17 protein-coding genes are annotated in these 14,970 nt (G+C 70.1%); 8 read left to right on the forward strand and 9 right to left on the reverse strand.

Annotated elements, in window-relative coordinates:
• The first annotated feature begins 1 nt into the window (after position 1).
• Positions 2–433, forward strand: coding sequence for a DUF2141 domain-containing protein (locus MNO14_RS16395; RefSeq protein ID WP_241944736.1), 432 nt, complete (start codon positions 2–4; stop codon positions 431–433).
• Positions 434–456: 23 nt separating this feature from the next.
• Positions 457–1,974, forward strand: coding sequence for a carotenoid oxygenase family protein (locus MNO14_RS16400; RefSeq protein ID WP_241944737.1), 1,518 nt, complete (start codon positions 457–459; stop codon positions 1,972–1,974).
• A 79-nt stretch (positions 1,975–2,053) separates the two neighbouring features.
• Here the strand turns inward: MNO14_RS16400 and MNO14_RS16405 are convergent, their stop codons facing one another.
• Complete coding sequence (locus MNO14_RS16405; protein ID WP_241944738.1) at positions 2,054–2,938, reverse strand: hypothetical protein; 885 nt, start codon at positions 2,936–2,938, stop codon at positions 2,054–2,056.
• A 172-nt stretch (positions 2,939–3,110) separates the two neighbouring features.
• On the reverse strand, positions 3,111–4,313 hold the full coding sequence (locus MNO14_RS16410; protein WP_241944739.1) for an amino acid aminotransferase: 1,203 nt from the start codon (positions 4,311–4,313) through the stop codon (positions 3,111–3,113).
• Positions 4,314–4,470: 157 nt separating this feature from the next.
• Between MNO14_RS16410 and MNO14_RS16415 the strand changes: the two genes are divergently transcribed.
• Both MNO14_RS16415 and MNO14_RS16420 read left to right on the forward strand, forming a co-directional pair.
• The gene (locus tag MNO14_RS16415; protein WP_241944740.1) at positions 4,471–5,499 is read left to right on the forward strand and encodes a class 1 fructose-bisphosphatase; all 1,029 of its coding nucleotides are present in this window, start codon (positions 4,471–4,473) and stop codon (positions 5,497–5,499) included.
• The gene (locus tag MNO14_RS16420; protein ID WP_241944741.1) at positions 5,496–6,197 is read left to right on the forward strand and encodes a 2OG-Fe(II) oxygenase; all 702 of its coding nucleotides are present in this window, start codon (positions 5,496–5,498) and stop codon (positions 6,195–6,197) included. Before MNO14_RS16415 ends, MNO14_RS16420 begins: the two co-directional genes overlap by 4 nt.
• A 52-nt stretch (positions 6,198–6,249) precedes the next feature.
• On the opposite strand, the gene MNO14_RS16425 is transcribed toward MNO14_RS16420, so the two are convergent.
• From MNO14_RS16425 to MNO14_RS16435, 3 genes are all read right to left on the reverse strand, one after another.
• Positions 6,250–6,684, reverse strand: a complete 435-nt coding sequence (locus MNO14_RS16425; protein ID WP_241944742.1) for a response regulator — start codon at positions 6,682–6,684, stop codon at positions 6,250–6,252.
• Positions 6,681–7,757 carry an ATP-binding protein gene (locus MNO14_RS16430; protein WP_241944743.1) on the reverse strand — a complete coding sequence of 359 codons (1,077 nt, stop codon included), beginning with the start codon at positions 7,755–7,757 and terminating at the stop codon, positions 6,681–6,683. Before MNO14_RS16430 ends, MNO14_RS16425 begins: the two co-directional genes overlap by 4 nt.
• Before the next feature lie 79 nt (positions 7,758–7,836).
• Entirely contained in the window at positions 7,837–8,934 is a 1,098-nt protein-coding gene (locus MNO14_RS16435; RefSeq protein WP_241944744.1) for a PA0069 family radical SAM protein, read from the reverse strand.
• A gap of 117 nt (positions 8,935–9,051) precedes the next feature.
• Between MNO14_RS16435 and cls the strand changes: the two genes are divergently transcribed.
• From cls to MNO14_RS16455, 4 genes are all read left to right on the forward strand, one after another.
• Entirely contained in the window at positions 9,052–10,482 is a 1,431-nt protein-coding gene (gene cls, locus MNO14_RS16440) for a cardiolipin synthase (RefSeq protein ID WP_241944745.1), read from the forward strand.
• Between the two features lie 56 nt (positions 10,483–10,538).
• Positions 10,539–10,901: a hypothetical protein gene (locus MNO14_RS16445; protein ID WP_241944746.1), complete on the forward strand. Its 363-nt coding sequence runs from the start codon at positions 10,539–10,541 to the stop codon at positions 10,899–10,901.
• A gap of 125 nt (positions 10,902–11,026) precedes the next feature.
• Positions 11,027–11,299, forward strand: coding sequence for a hypothetical protein (locus MNO14_RS16450; RefSeq protein WP_241944747.1), 273 nt, complete (start codon positions 11,027–11,029; stop codon positions 11,297–11,299).
• On the forward strand, positions 11,296–12,081 hold the full coding sequence (locus MNO14_RS16455; protein WP_241944748.1) for a pyridoxine 5'-phosphate synthase: 786 nt from the start codon (positions 11,296–11,298) through the stop codon (positions 12,079–12,081). The genes MNO14_RS16450 and MNO14_RS16455 overlap by 4 nt, the downstream gene beginning before the upstream one ends.
• A 462-nt stretch (positions 12,082–12,543) precedes the next feature.
• On the opposite strand, the gene MNO14_RS16460 is transcribed toward MNO14_RS16455, so the two are convergent.
• From MNO14_RS16460 to MNO14_RS16475, 4 genes are all read right to left on the reverse strand, one after another.
• The gene (locus tag MNO14_RS16460; protein ID WP_183425117.1) at positions 12,544–12,954 is read right to left on the reverse strand and encodes a biopolymer transporter ExbD; all 411 of its coding nucleotides are present in this window, start codon (positions 12,952–12,954) and stop codon (positions 12,544–12,546) included.
• 15 nt (positions 12,955–12,969) lie between these two features.
• A complete protein-coding gene (locus MNO14_RS16465) occupies positions 12,970–13,395 on the reverse strand; it encodes a biopolymer transporter ExbD (protein WP_241944749.1) in 426 nt (141 codons plus the stop codon).
• 34 nt (positions 13,396–13,429) lie between these two features.
• A complete protein-coding gene (locus MNO14_RS16470; RefSeq protein WP_241944750.1) occupies positions 13,430–14,185 on the reverse strand; it encodes a MotA/TolQ/ExbB proton channel family protein in 756 nt (251 codons plus the stop codon).
• A 108-nt stretch (positions 14,186–14,293) separates the two neighbouring features.
• Positions 14,294–14,953 (reverse strand): energy transducer TonB, encoded by a 660-nt coding sequence (locus MNO14_RS16475; RefSeq protein WP_241944751.1) that lies wholly within the window; start codon positions 14,951–14,953, stop codon positions 14,294–14,296.
• Positions 14,954–14,970: the final 17 nt, after the last annotated feature.

The following is a 14,970-nucleotide window of genomic DNA, read 5'->3' on the forward strand; positions in this document are numbered from 1 at the left end:
CATGCGCCGCACGCCCGTCTCCATCGCCGCCCCGTTCGCCCTGCTGGCCGCCGCCGCTTTCGCCGCGCCCGCGCACGCCGCGAGCCTCGAGGTCTCCATCCGCGATGCCCGCAACCAGGACGGGCAGTTCCAGGTCGCCCTGGTCGATGCGGCGGGCTACGCCGGACAGGCGGCGCCGATCGCCGGCCGCCTGCTGGCCCCCGCGGGCGAGGTCACCCACCTGCGCTTCGACGACGTGCCGGCCGGCCGCTACGCGCTGATGGTGATCCACGACGAGAACGGCAACGGCAAGCTCGACACCAACCTGGCCGGTATGCCGGTCGAAGGCTACGGCTTCAGCAACAACCCGCGGGTGATGCGCAAGCCGACGTTCGACGAAGCGGCATTCGAGATCGGGCGCGACACCACCGCGCTCGATATCGCGATCCGCTGATCCGGCCGACCCCAGGAGCGCCCATGGACCGCCGCCGCTTCCTGCGCAATCTGCTCTCCGGCGCCACCGTCGCCGCGCTCGGGCCCGCCCTGCTGCACGGCGCCGACGCGTTCGCCGGCGATCCGGCCGAGTTCGCCGCCGGCCTACGCGCGCACCCGTACCTGGCCGGTTGGCGCCAGGTGTCGGCCGAAGCCTTCGGCCCGACGACGGTGCAGATCGAAGGCCGCCTGCCGGCGGACTTCGCCGGTACCTTGTACCGCAACGGGCCGGCCTGGTTCGAGCGCGACGGCTTCCGCTACGAGCACTGGTTCGACGGCGACGGCATGGTCCACGGCTGGCGGTTCGGCGCCGGCTCGGTGACCCACCGCGGGCGCATGGTGCAGACGCCGAAGTTCAAGCGCGAACGCAGCGCCGGGCGCTTCAACACGTTGGCCGCGGGCACCACGGTGGCCGACCCGGTCGCGCTGCGCAACAACGACGATGCCAGCACCGCCAACACCTCGGTGGTGGTCATCGGCGGGCGCCTGTTCGCGTTGAGCGAGGCCGGCTCGGCCTTCGAGCTCGAGCCCGATGCGCTCGACACGATCGGCCCCAAGACCTGGCGACCCGACCTGCAGGCGCTGCCGTTCTCGGCCCACCCGCTGCAGGACCGCGACGGCAGCTGGTGGAACTTCGGGGCGCTGTCGATGCTCGGCGGCGCCGGCCTGCTGGTGTGGCACATCAGCCGCGACGGACAGCTGATCGACGCGCAGGTGCACGACATGGGCGCGCCCGGCTATCTGCATGCCTTCGTGCAGACCGACCGGTCTCTGGTCTTCCTGCTGACGCCGTTCGACTACACGCCGGCCGGGTCGTTCTTCGAGAGCCTGACCTTCGCACCGCAGCGCGCGTCCACGGTCCTGGTCATCGACAAGACCGCCCCCGACCGCGTTGCGCGCCGCTTCGAGGTCGAGTTCACGATGGCCTACCACTTCGGCGATGCCTTCGAGCGAGACGGCGAGATCACCGTACGCACGATGCGGCTGGCCAATGTCGCAAGGGCGCGTTCGCCGCATCGCGAAGCGATGTTCGGTCATCACGGCCCGGCCGCGCCCGCGGAGCTCGTCGAGTTGCGGCTGGACATGCGCACCGGTCGCGGCCGCTGGGAGACCACGGGTCTGCGCGGTATGGAGTTCCCGGCGTTCGACGCGCGCACGCCGAGCGACCGCGGCGCGCGGCTCTACACCCCGACCAATGCCGGCGAGGCGACCGCGCCGTATTTCAACGCGGTGCAGATGATCGACCCGGTTGCCGGCCGACGCGCGCTGCATCGCTACGGGCGCGACATCCTCGCCGAGGAACACGTCTTCATCCCGCGTCCTGGCAGCACGCGCCCCGACGACGGCTGGCTGGTCGGCACGCTGTTCGATCCCACGCGCGACCGCAGCGGTATCGCGGTGCTCGACGCCCAGCACATCGGCGACGGCCCGATCGCGACCGCCTGGCTGCCGTACGCGTTCCCACTGGGCTTCCACGGCCACTTCGCGCAAACCGCGGCCTGACGCCACGGCGTCGGGCCCCGGGGCGTCGGTTGCGCCGTCGCCCGCGAGCGCGGAGCGCGGCGAGGCCTGAACCGATGCGTCAGTCGCGGGCGAACGTCCGCGGCCGCGCCGCGACCCGGACCGGCCGTTCGCGCAGGCCCGCCGCGGTCAGCCACTGCACCAGTTGCGGCGGAAGCGCCGGCAGTTCGGCGCTGGTGCCACGCGGCACGCGCGCCACGCCTGCCAACAGGCTCACCGCCTCGACACCGGGTGCGGTGAGTTCGAGCCGCGCATGGTCGGACGCGGTCTGCCAGCGGAACAACGTGAGCTCGCGCAACGCAAAGACGCGCGGCGGCTGGCAGGCCTGTTCCAGGGTCAGGTGTGCGGCATCGATGCGCAGCGTCACGGTCTCGGTGCCACGACGCAGCAGCGCCGTCAGCGCCAGGTAACCGGGCATGCCGACGACCAATGCGAAAATCAGGATTGCGCCATAGGCACCGATGCGCAGCGTCGCGTCGTAGAACGTGATCAGGCCGGCGACCGCCAGGCCCCCGGCGATCACCGTCACCGACGCGATCAGTGCGACGAGCGTGCGCGTGCGCATGGGCACGGCCGGAAAGCACAGCGTCCAGGCCGCGCCATCGCGGCGCCACTGCGTCCGCGTCATCGTCGCCGCGCGCGCCTGGGCGTCGCGTTGGAAATAGCTGCTGATCCGACCGAGCAACGCCAACCAGATCCAGCCGAACATCGGCGCGATCCCGAGCCGCAGCCAGAGCACGGCATGGCGCAGCGGCTCGGGCAGCGGCGACAGATCGGGCAGGTCGCCGTGGATCGCCCATCCCACGCCCCCAACGCCCACGATGGCACCGGCGACATGCAGCCACACACCCAGGCGCGGCGGCGAGACCCGGAAGGTCGCGGCCACAAAGGACACGCCGCACAGCACCCCGGCCAGCAACACCGCCAGGTACGGCGGGAATGCCATCCCGTGACGCCCGGCGACGATCGCGAACGCCGTACACGCCGCGGCCCAGGCCAGTGGTGAGCGCAATGCGCGCCGCCACCACGGCGGCCGCGCCGGTCCCGGTGGCGGGCCCGGGCGCACGCGACCGGCTGCGTTGCGGGATCGCGAACGCCGCCGGGCGCTCATGCGTGGCTCAGCGCGCCACCGTCGCCACCGCCTCGGCGACGTAGTCGAGGGTCTTCAGGCTCAACGCGGCGACGCAGATGCGCCCGGTGCCGACGGCGTAGATGCCGAACTCGTCGCGCAGCCGATCGACCTGGGCACGGCTCAGGCCCGAGTACGAGAACATGCCCGCCTGGTCCTGGATGAAGGCGAACTGCGGCGCGCCGTGCGCGGCGAGTTTCTCGACCAGCCCGGCGCGCAGTGCGTGGATGCGCTCGCGCATCTGGCCGAGCTCGGCCTCCCAGCGCGCGCGCAGCTCGTCGCTGCCGAGCACGCCGGCGACCAGCGCCGCGCCATGCGTCGACGGGCTTGAGTAATTCGCGCGCACGATGCGCTTGATCTGCGACTGCACCGCGCGGCTGCGCTCGGCATTGGCCGAGACCACGGACAGGGAGCCGACGCGCTCGCCGTAGAGCGAGAACGACTTGGAGTAGGAGCTGGCGACGACGAACTCGGGGATGCCCGAAGCGGCGAGCAGACGCACCGCCGCGGCGTCCTGGGCGATGCCCTGGTCGAAGCCCTGGTAGGCCATGTCGACGAACGGGAACAGGTTGCGCTCGGCCAGCACCTCGATGACCTGGCGCCACTGGTCGGCGGTGAGGTCGGCGCCGGTCGGGTTGTGGCAGCAGGCGTGCAGCAGCACGACGGTGCCGGCCTCGAGCTTGCGCAGATCGGCCAGCATGCCGTCGAAGTCGATGCCGTGGCGGGCGGCGTCGAAGTAGGTGTAGTCGACGACCTCGAAGCCGACCGCGCCGAACACCGCGCGATGGTTTTCCCAGCTGGGATTGCTGATCGCGATCGTCGCGTGTGGCAGCAGCTTCTTCAGCAGGTCGGCGCCGGTGCGCAGCGCACCACTGCCGCCGATGGTCTGGGTGGTCGCCACACGGCCGTCGGCCAGCAACGGCGAATCGGTGCCGAACAGCAACGCGCGGGTCGCCCGGGTGTAGTCGGGCATGCCGTCGATCGGCAGGTAGCCGCGCGGCTTGGACTCGGCAGCCAGCCGCTGCTCGACCTCGCGCACCGCGTCCAGCACCGGAATGCGGCCGGCCTCGTCGTAGTAGATGCCCACGCCGAGATTGACCTTGGTGGTGCGCGGATCGGCGTTGTAGGCCTCGGTCAGACCGAGGATGGGATCACCGGGAACGAGTTCGACAGCAGCGAAGAAGGAGGACACGGCACGGCCTGCGACGGTGGAGGGGAGGAGATGCGGCGCGCCGGGCGCGCGGCAAACCCATGCAGGATAGCCGGCCGACGCCGCGCGTGCGATGCCGCCGGGACAGCGCGACGCTTCCGGGCGACAATGCCGCCACCCTGTCCGCCATGGAGCCGCCATGCCCGCCATCTCCCTGACTCGCCACCTGATCGAGGAGCAGCGCCTGGGGCACGTCACCCCCGACCTGCGGCTGCTGCTGGAGGTGGTCGCGCGCGCGTGCAAGCGCATCTCGGTGGCGGTCGGCAAGGGCGCGCTGGGCGATGTGCTCGGCGAGGCCGGCGGCGAGGCGGGCAGCATCAACGTCCAGGGCGAGGCGCAGAAGAAGCTCGACGTGATCAGCAACGAGATCCTGCTCGAGGCCAACGCCTGGGGCGGCCATCTGGCCGCATGCGCTTCGGAGGAGATGGCCCATTGCGAGCCCATTCCCGATGCCTTCCCGCGCGGCAACTACCTGCTGGTGTTCGACCCGCTCGACGGCAGCTCCAACATCGACATCAACGCCAGCGTCGGCACGATCTTCTCGGTGCTGCGCTGCCCCGAAGGCACAGCCGCGGTCGAGGACGCGCATTTCCTGCAGGCCGGGCGCACCCAGGTCGCCGCCGGCTACTGCCTGTACGGGCCGAGCACGATGCTGGTGCTCACGATCGGCCACGGCACCCACGCCTTCACGCTCGACCGCGAGCAGGGCTCGTTCGTGCTGACCCGCGCCGACCTGCGCATCCCCGAGACGACACGCGAGTTCGCGATCAACATGTCCAATCAGCGCCACTGGGAAGCCCCGACCCAGGCCTACGTCGCCGACCTGCTGGCCGGGACCGACGGGCCCCGCGGCAAGGACTTCAACATGCGCTGGGTCGCGGCGATGGTCGCCGACGTGCATCGTATCCTGACCCGCGGCGGGATCTTCATCTATCCCTGGGACCGCAAGGACCCGTCCAAGCCCGGCAAGCTGCGGCTGATGTACGAGGCCAACCCGATGGCGATGCTGGTCGAACAGGCCGGCGGCGCGGCGACCAACGGGCGCACGCGCATCCTCGACATCGAACCCGAGTCGCTGCATCAGCGCGTGCCGGTGTTCCTGGGCTCGCGCGACGAGGTCGAAGCCGCGACCGGCTACCACCTGCGGCACGACGGCAACGCAGCGTGAGCGCGGCCGACTTCATTGAAGTCGTCCCCGGCGCCCTGACGCCGCAGGCCTGCGCGGCGATCGTCGCGCGGCTGCGCGCCAGCCCCGACCTGCAGCCGGGGCAGGTCGGTGGCGGATTGCATCCCGAGCTCAAGCGCAGCCGCGACCTGTCGCTGGGCGATCGCAGCGACTGGGCCGACGTGGTCCGGCAGCTCAACGTGGCGGTCTACGGCGGTCTGTTGCGCTACCTGCGCCGGTACCCGCAGGCGCTGATCGCGCCGCTGATGCTGCAACAGCCCGATGCGGCCGGCACGCCCCGGCGGCTGGTCGCCGAGGACTTCGTCGACATGGACGACGCCCGGCTCGGCGGCCTGCTGCAGACCTGCCTGCGGCCCGGCCAGATCAACCTGCAGTGGTACGCGGCGGGCGAGGGCGGCTACCCGTACTGGCATTGCGAGCTGTTTCCGCGCGACGCCGGCTGCGAGACCCTGCACCGCCACCTGCTGTGGACGATCTACCTCAACGACGGCTTTGCGGCCGGCGAGACCGAGTTCCTGTTCCAGCAGCGCCGGATCGCGCCGCGCACCGGCGATCTGTTGATCGCGCCGACCGCCTTCACCCATACCCATCGCGGCAACAAGCCACAGGGCGGCGACAAGTTCATCGCCACCAGTTGGATCCTGTTCCAGCGCGCCGAGGCGCTGTACGGGGCGGGCTGACGCACTTGGCGGTGGCGGGATTGGACCGCGCCGCCGGTCGGCGCTGGCGGCGTCAGCCGCGCGGGTGGTTGAGCACCAGCCAGTACAGGCCGATCTGCTTGACCACTTCGACGAACTTGCCGAAATCCACCGGCTTGCGGATGTAGCTGTTGACGCCCAGCGCGTAGCTCGCCTCGACGTCGAAGGGCTCGGTGCTGGTCGTGAGCACGACCACCGGCAGGCCGCGCGTCGCCGGGCTGGCGCGCAGTGCCTGCAGCACCTCGCGGCCGTCGAGCTTGGGCAGGTTGAGGTCGAGCAGCACGATCGACGGCAGCTGGCTCGCATCGCGTCCGGCGTGGCGGCCGCGTGCGAACAAATAATCGAGCGCCTCGGCGCCGTCGCCGACCACCACCAGTCGGCCATCGATCCGGGCTTCCGCGAATGCGATGCGGGTGAGCTCAGCGTCGTCGGGGTTGTCCTCGATCAACAGGATCGTGTGTTCGCTCATTGGGGCGATGCGTCCTCGGCCGGCGGTGCCGGCAGGTCGATGTGGAAAGTGGTGCCGACGTCCTCCGCCGATTCCACCCGAATGCGGCCGCCATGCGCATGCGCAATCCGCTGGGCGATCGCCAGCCCCAATCCATGGCCGGCGCCGTCGTCGGCGCCGTGCAAGCGCCGGAACGGCACGAACAATCGATCAGCATAACGCATGTCGAAGCCGCGCCCGGCATCGCGGACACGCAGACACAGACGATCGCCGACCCGCTCGCCTTCAAGATCGATCCGCACGATGTCGCGTCCGGCGGAGAACGTCCAGGCGTTGTGCAGCAGCTTGCCGAGCAGTTGCTTGAGCGCATGCTCGTCGCCCCAGGCCCACAGCCCGGGGGCGACATGGATCTGCGCCGCGCGCCCGGGATCGGCATCCTGCAACTCGGCGCAGATCCAGTCGCCGAGCAAGCTGATGTCGACGGGCCCGAGCTGCCGCGGCGGACGCGCGGCGCGCATGGTCTCAAGCAGCGCGTCGATCAGGCCCCCGGCCTGGGTCGCCGCGCCGCGGATCCGCTGCACATGGTCGCGCACCACGACAGCGTCGGCATCCTCGCCCTGCGCGGCCAGGCGCCGGGAGAACTGCTCGATCGTGCGCACCGGCGCCCGCAGCTCGTGCGAGATGCCGAATGCCAGCGTCTCCTGCAGCAGCTCCATGGCCCGCAGCGCGGTGACATCGTGGACCTGCAGCAGCGCATCGCCGCCCGGCAGCGGGGTCAACGTCACCTGCAGCGAGCGTGCCCTGTCCTCGCCCCGGTCGATCGTGACCGGGATCCCGTGCAGGCCGTTGCCCCCATCGGCAAACCCGGCCAGCGCCTGGTCGAGCTGCAAGGCAACCGGTGTCAACGCCTGACGATGCGCGGCGGTGCCGACCAGCGCATCGGGGCGACGGTCGAGCCAGCCCGCCAAGGCGGCATTGACGCGCCGCCACGTGCCGTCGGGCGCGAGCTGCGCCAGACCGGTGACGAGATGGTCGAACACATCGATCGCCCCGGTGGGGGCACCGGGCGAGGGCGGGGAGACAGCGTCGGGCATGCTCGGCGCAGGCGGCGGGAAGCCCTACAGTGTAGAAAATCCAGGCGTGGACGTACCGTGCACGCGCCGTGAATGGGCGCTAGAACAGCGTGCCCTGCGGCGAGGGCGGGCGCGGCGCGACGAACAGGTCGGTCCGCAGCGCCGGCAGCCGGCTAAAGCCCAGCGCGCGGCGCGCCCTGGCGAAGCGGTGGGCGAGCAGGTCGGCGAACGGCCCCTGGCCGCGCATGCGGTGGCCGAAGCGGCTGTCGTAGTCGCGCCCGCCGTGGAGTTGCTGCAGCAGGCTCATCACGTGCTGGGCGCGATCGGGATAGTGCAGGTCCAGCCATTCGCGCCACAGCGTCTTGAGCTCGTGCGGCAGACGCAGCAGCACATAACCCGCCGAGTCGGCACCCGCCTCGCGCGCAGCACCCAGGATCGCCTCCAGTTCGTGGTCGGTGATCGCCGGCACCACCGGCGCGACCATGACCCCGACCGGAATGCCGGCCGCCGCCAGCGCGCGCATCGCGCGCAGGCGCGCATGCGGCGCGGCCGCCCGTGGCTCCATGCGGGCCGACAGGCGGTTGTCGAGCGTGGTCACCGAAAAGTGCACCGTCACCAGCCCCTGGGCCGCCAGCGGCGCCAGCAGGTCGAGGTCGCGCACGATGCCTGCGCTCTTGGTGATCAGGCTGAAGGGATGCCGGGTCTCGGCCAGCAGCGCGATCAGCTCACGGGTGAACTGGTAGCGGCGCTCGATGGGTTGGTAGGCGTCGGTGTTGATGCCCAGCGCCAGCGGCGCACAGACATAGCCCGGCTTGGCGAGCTCGATGCGCAGCCGTTCGGCGGCATTGGTCTTGGCGAACAGCCGGGTCTCGAAGTCCAGGCCGGGCGACAGGTCGAGGTAGGCGTGCGAGGGCCGCGCGAAGCAGTAGATGCAGCCATGCTCGCAGCCGCGGTAGGGATTGACCGAACGGTCGAAACCGACATCGGGCGATCGGTTGCGGCTGAGCACGCTGCGCGCGCGCTCCTCGACGACCACGGTCTCCGGCGCCGAGGCCTCGTCCTGCAGCATCTGCAGCGCCTCCCAGCCGTCATCCTCGGCCACCGTGGCCTGTTTTTCGTAGCGTCCGGTGACCCAGGACGCGCTGCCGCGCCCCTTGCGGGCCACGGGCACGGGCGGGCGGAGGCGGTCGGCGCTCATCGGTCCACGATGCCGGGCTGGCGTCTCAACGGGTGCGACGCGCCCGTCATCGCAGCGGCCGCGCGCGCATTTATCCTGTATGCGGCGCGACCGGCGCCGCCATGGCAGGAACCGACCGTGCAGCGCGCCTGGGATTCGCTCGTCACCGCCCCGCACCTGCTCACGCTCCTGGCCGTCGGCTGGTTGCTCTATCTGGTCCTGCTGGGCGGCTGGATCGTGCTGCAGAAGCGCGAGCCGGTCGCGACCCTGAGCTGGCTGCTCGGCCTGGCGCTGCTGCCCTACGTGGGCTTTCTGATCTACCACGTCTTCGGACCGCAGAAGATCCACCGCAATCGGCTGCGCCGCAGCCGCAGCCGGGCCTCGATGCAGAGTGCCCAGGTCGACGCCGAGGAGGGCGAGGCCGCAGAGTTGGTGCGCCTGGCGCAAAACACCACCAGCCTGCCGGCAACCTCGTCGGCCGAGGTCGACCTGCTGGTCGACGGCGCGGCGAAGTACACCGCCTTGCTCGCCGACATCGCAAAGGCGCGCCATCACGTGCACCTGGAGTACTACATCTTCGAGCCCGACTCGACCGGCTCCGCGCTGCGCGATGCCCTGGTCGAGCGCGCGCGCGCCGGGGTCCACGTGCGGCTGCTGCTCGATTTCGTCGGCACCCGTGCTCGGCGCAGCTTCTTCGCGCCCTTGCTCGAGGCGGGCGGCGAGCTCGCCTGGTTCCATCCGATGCGTTTCGGGAAGATCTGGAAACGCCCGTGGACCAACCTGCGCACCCATCGCAAGCTGGTCGTGATCGACGGTCGGATCGGCTACACCGGCGGCATGAACGTCACCGACGAGCAGGACGAGCGCCTGCGCGCCGACGCCTACCGCGACCTGCACATGCGGCTGATCGGCAAGTCCGTGCGCGTGCTGCAGCTGGTGTTCGCCGAGGACTGGGCCTACGCGACCGGCCGACGCGACTTCCTCGCCGACGTCGAGGCGCAGACCCCGGCCGCAGATTCCGGCCCGATCCGCACCCAGGTGCTGACCTCGGGGCCGGACTCGAACTGGGAGGCCATCCACCGCCTGCATGTCGGCGCGATCCATGCCGCGCGGCATCGGGTGTGGCTGACGACGCCCTACTTCGTGCCGGGCGAGGCGGCGATGATGGCGCTGACCTCGGCCGCACTCGCCGGGCTCGACGTCCGCCTGCTGGTGCCGCGCACCAGCGACTCGCAATTGGTGACGCTCGCCGCGCGGTCGTACTTCGGCCAGCTGCTGGTGGCCGGGGTCAAGATCTACGAGTACCGCTCGCGGATGCTGCACAGCAAGTCGCTGCTGATCGACGACAGCCTGGCGATCATCGGCAGCGCGAATTTCGACCACCGCAGCTTCCGGCTGAACTTCGAGCTGTCGGTGCTGTTCGACGATCCGGGCGTCGCGGCCGCGCTCGCACAGATCATCGAGCGCGAGTTCGCGCATGCCCCACGCGTGCAGCGCGGCAGACACCGCCCGCTGCTGACCGCACGCTTGCCCGAAGCGCTGGCGCGGCTGTGCTCGCCGCTGCTGTAGCTGGACACGCACGGCGCATCCGAGCAGCGCGCGTGCGCACACGAGGACAAGCTCCCATGGCTTTGAGCAACACAGCGCCCGTCGAGCCGAAGCGGCTGCAGCTCTGGCAGGCGCTGTCAGACCTGTTTCTCGACACCGAGATCGACGACACCACGATCGTCGCGATCGCCCGCGTGGTGCGCGAGACCGGCTACACCGCCGCCGAGGTGCACCGTGTCCTGTGGGGCGAGGTCTACCCGGTCCTGGCGCCCAACCTGCGCAGCGTGGCCGGTATCTGGTCGGGCTGGCCGGACGCGTGGCTGGCGGCCCACCTGCGGGTCCATGTCGGGCCGGCACCGCGTCCGCGCGGCCGGATCGCCGCCACGATCGCCCGCGACTGGGCACGGGTCGCAGCCCACCTGCCGCCTGGGTTCGCCTGAGCGCAGGCGCGCAACGATGGGCGACGACACCGACCGACCGCGGCCCGACGGCAGGTCGCGATCGGCCTCTGGCGCTGCGCCGGCGAGCGGTTAGACTGCACCCAAGTCAGGCGGAGGCCTTGCCCATGTCGTGGTTGTTGCTGCTGCTCGCGCTCGGCGCGATCGTCGTTGCGTTCACCACCACATCGGTGCCGGTGGCGGTGGTCGCCTTGCTGTTGTCGTTGGCGCTGGTCGTCGTCGGCGTGCTCGGCCTGCTGGCCCAGCGCGTGGGCGAACGCAGCCGCAGCGAAGCGATGATGGTCGACCCGGTGGAACTGCGCCGTCTGCGCGAGCAGGCGCAAGCCCGCCGCGCCGCCACAGCCGCGACGCCGGACGTGCCGCCCCCGCCCAGCGCATGAGCGATGCGCTGGGCGCGCCTGCACGGCGTACGACGCGGCTGAGCGTCAACCTCAACAAGATCGCCGTGCTGCGCAACTCGCGCGGCGGGCACGATCCCGACGTGCTGCACGCCGCCCGGGTCTGCCTGGACGCCGGCGCGCACGGCATCACCGTGCACCCACGCCCCGACGCCCGGCACATCCGCACCGACGATGTCCTCGCGCTGGGCGCATTGACGGCCGCGCGCGGCGTCGAGTTCAACATCGAGGGCAATCCGTTCGCTCCCGCGCGCGGCGCCTATCCCGGCCTGCTCGCCCTGTGCGCACAGGTCCGACCCGCGCAAGTCACGCTGGTGCCCGATGGCGATGCACAGCTGACCTCCGACCACGGCTTCGACTTCGCCCGTGACAGCGCCACGCTGCGCCCGCTTGTCACCCAGTTGCACGCCTTGGACTGTCGCGTCAGCCTGTTCGCCGATGCCGGCGCCGACATCGAGGCGGCGGTGTCGACAGGCGCCGACCGCATCGAGCTCTACACCGGCCCGTGGGCTGAGGCCTTCGCCGCCGGCACGCCCGACGCCGCGCTGCCCAGCCTCGTCGACACCGCCTGCCGCGCGCGTGCCGCGGGCTTGGGCGTCAACGCCGGTCACGACCTGAGCCAAGCCAACCTCGGCGCCCTGCTCGACGCGCTCGCTCCCGTGGATGAAGTCTCCATCGGCCACGCCCTGATCGGCGAGGCCCTCTACGACGGCCTCGCTGCGACGGTCCGTCGTTATCTCGCGATCGTCAACGCGCAGGTCTGACGTCGGATCGGCTTCCCAGCTGGTGAGTCCGCCACTGCCGCGGATCGAAATCCTCCAAGGCCCCGCCCCCACCCGGCGCGCCAAGCGCGCCGTCCTCCCCCGCATGCGGGGGAGGTGATTTGGGATCTCCCGCATGCCACGCACAGGGAGGCGCGCCATCGCACAAGCCGCTTGGCTCCTTTCCCCGCATCGCAGATGCATTGCGCTCCTGATGGGAGCCGGTTGGAAATGAAGACGCTTCGTGCCGGGTTCGCCTCGTGTCATCCGCACATGGATGGCGAACCATGCCAGTCGAGTGCACTCATCGACGCACGTCACGCGCATCGTGTTCGCGCATATGCAGCCACGCCGCCATGCGTCCGCGTCACCGAACCCTGCGAAAAAAAACGCCGCCCGAAGGCGGCGTCAAATGAAGCGGGGTAAGCGCCGAGCGTGCTGCAGGCGCGTCGGCGGTACTGCGGATTACTTGCGGACGAATCCGATCTTGAGCATCTGCGCGTTCTTGGCCTCGGCCAACACCTTCGCCAGCACGCCGTAATCGGCGTCCTCGTTGGTGTCGATCTCCAGCGTGGGCTGGTTGGTCGGATCGCGCTGGACTTCCGATTCCATCATGTTGCGCAGCGCCGAGACCGGCGTCGGGCTGTCGTTCCAGAAGATCTGGCCCGAGCCGTCGATGCGCAGCTTGATCGGTTCCGGCGGTTCCACCGGATTGTCAGGCGGCGTCGAGGAGCGCTGCGGCAGGTCGATGTCGATCGGATAGGACAACTGCGGCGCCGTCACCATGAAGATGATCAGCAGCACCAACATCACGTCGCAGAGCGGAATGATGTTGATGTCGGCCATCGGGCCTTCGCCACCGGATGAAAATGCCATGGGTGATGCTCCGGTTTAGTTGCTTTCGGTCGTCGCCACGAAGCCGACCTTGCGCATGCCCTGGGCCTGCGCAACGTTGACCACCTGGTTGACGACCCGGTATTTCGCGGTCGAGTCGGCCCGGATGTTCACCGGCGGCTGAGGCGTCTTCTGCGCCTCGACCGACAGCGTGCTCTCGAGCAACTCGATCGACACCGGCTCGTCGTTGACGTAGATCTCGCCACTGTCGGTGATCGCGACCGTGATCGGAGGCGCCGGGGGCGCCGTATCCGGACGCTCGTCCAGATTGGCCTGCGGCAACTCGACCTTGACCTTGTGCGCCATCATCGGTGCCGTGACCATGAAGATGATCAGCAGCACCAGCATGACGTCGACAAGCGGGACGATGTTGATCGTGGCGTTGACCTTGTCGTTACCGCCACCACCTGAGCTGAAAGCCATATCGGGACTCCGTTGTCGCTACTGACGTACGTTCTTAGACCTTGGCCGGCGGGACGGCATCGCCGACGCGCGAACCGGTGGCGAAGAAGTCGTGCAGGTCGTGCGCGAACGTGTCGAGCTTGTTGTTCGTGCCGCGGTTGAGGCGGACGAAGAAGTTGTAGCCCAGCACCGCCGGGATCGCGACGCCCAGACCGATCGCGGTCATGATCAGCGCCTCGCCCACGGGACCGGCCACTGCGCCGATGTCGGCCTGGCCGCTGGCGCCGATGCGGATCAGCGCGCGGTAGATGCCCCACACCGTACCGAGCAGACCGACGAACGGTGCGGTCGCACCGACGGTCGCGAGCACGGTCAGGCCGTTCTCGAGCTTCAGCGATTCACGGGTGACGGCCTGACGCAGCGCGCGGTCGACGAACTCCGAACGGTTCAGCGATTCGACCAGGCGCGAGCCCTCGTGACGCTGGTGATGCGCGGCGGCCTGGGCGGCGTCCAGGGCGACCTTCGAGAAGGGCTCGCTCTTGGGCTGCTCTTCCATGTGACGGATCGCGTCCTGAGCGTTCGTGGTTTCCCAGAACGTGTTGATGACGCGGTCCGAGCTGCCGCGCAGGCGGGCATTCTTGATCGCGTTGTAGATGATCCAGTAGATCGACATGGCCGACATCGTGACGAGCACGATGAGGACGACCCAGCCGACCGCGTCCATGTGCTGAATCATGTCCGCAAAGCCCATCTGCTGCAGGGCTGCAGCGTTGCCGGCTCCGGTCGGGGCGGTGGTGGTTTCCTGCAGCATAACGCTTACCTTCTAGATGTAGTGGTTTGAAGAAGTGGAACGTGGCGCGGGGACTAACAGGCGCCCGCGGACGGGCGCCGAATCTGCGCGGCCGTCAGGCCGCCATGATCAACTCAGGCTGAAGTCGACCGGGACGCGGACGCGACCGGCGGCCGGCTGGCCATCCTTCATCGCCGGTGCGAACGACCACTTGCGTGCGGCCTCGATCGCGGCGCGGTCGAGATCGCGGTTGCGGCTGGACTTCTCGACCGAAACATTGGTGACATTGCCCTGCGCATCGACGTCGATGACGAGGATGACGGTGCCCTCGATCTGGGCGCGGGCAGCGGCCGGCGGGTAGCGCGGCGGGTTCATGTTCTTCGACGAGATGTCGACGCTGGCACCGATGTCGGCGACCTGCGCGGGGGGCGCGGGCGGAGCCGGCGGCGGGGCCGGCGCATCCATCGGCGACGGGTCGTCGAACACGACCGGCGGCGCTTCCGGCGGCGGTGGCACCGGTGTCGGTCGCGGCGGCGACAACTCCTTAATGGGCTGCGGCTTCGGCGGTTCCGGCGGCGGCGGCGGCGGCGGGGGGGGCGGCGGCGGCGGCTCGATGATGACCACGCGGGTGGCCATCTCTTCCTCGGGGGCCGCGTTGGGCGGATTCACCGGCGCCAGCAGCAGCATGACCGCGGCGGCGTGGAAGGCGACCACCATCGTGAATCCGGCGATGCGGGCCCAGTTCAGGCCTTCGTCTTCGTCGTTGGTCGTCGTCGAGCGTTGCGTCATGCGGAGAACTCACGTGA

Origin of the sequence: Luteimonas sp. S4-F44 (assembly GCF_022637415.1) — a bacterium.
Classification (GTDB): domain Bacteria; phylum Pseudomonadota; class Gammaproteobacteria; order Xanthomonadales; family Xanthomonadaceae; genus Luteimonas.